This window comes from Oceanipulchritudo coccoides (assembly GCF_010500615.1).
Lineage (GTDB): Bacteria > Verrucomicrobiota > Verrucomicrobiia > Opitutales > Oceanipulchritudinaceae > Oceanipulchritudo > Oceanipulchritudo coccoides.
This window is the reverse complement of the sequence record NZ_JAAGNX010000012.1, coordinates 1-700: the sequence shown is the minus strand read 5'-3', so window position 1 is coordinate 700 and position 700 is coordinate 1. Positions and strand designations below refer to the sequence as shown.

The 700-nt window shown below is 58.4% G+C and carries 1 pseudogene; it reads right to left on the bottom strand.

The features are described 5' to 3' along the window. A pseudogene (locus tag G0Q06_RS14210) lies at positions 1-624 on the bottom strand (ABC transporter permease); the annotation flags it as partial. Positions 625-700: the final 76 nt, after the last annotated feature.

Sequence of the window (700 nt, the reverse complement as noted above, 5' to 3'; positions counted from 1 at the left end):
CTCGGGCAGAATGGAAGCGATATCGCCACGCGCTTCAAAGATGGGCTGGGCCGCGTCCTTGTTGCCGTTCCAGTCGCCCATCGCCGACAGCCATGAACCGGAGCCCATCATCGCGCTCCAGTTTTCACCATCTTTCCAGAAGCCGTTCAAATCCTCGAACTGGTCCTGATAGACCTCGCCCATATCGTCGACACGGCGGCCGGACTTGCGAAACAAAGAAGACACACCGGTCAGTTCGTAGTTCAACCTTGATCCCAGCCGTGTGTGGGCTTTGCGTTCTGTCGCAATGAACATGTCCTTGAACAAGGCATGAAACACTTCTGGCGGGGGGATATCGCCTGAGTTGGCGTCCCATTCTGCCAGTTCTGTCGTGGTCCGCGGCAGCGTGTCAGACACGATCTGGTTCTCGATCGAGCGGAAAAGCATGTCCGCGATCGGCGCGATGAAGGTGACTAGCACAAAGATCAGCAAAGGCGCGATCAGCATCATCGCGCGTAATTTCTGACGCCGCAGCGCGCGGTTCAGGCTGGCCTTGAGCGGACGGCCATCCGCTGCCAGCATCGGGCCTGTCGCGGCCTCATCCGCGCGGCGGTGTTCGTCCGGTGTCATTGCGCTATCGGTCATTATACGCCCTCCACGACGATGATCGTTCCCTCGGACGCAGCCTGACGGATCTTCATGTTTTCCTGATATTCAGGGT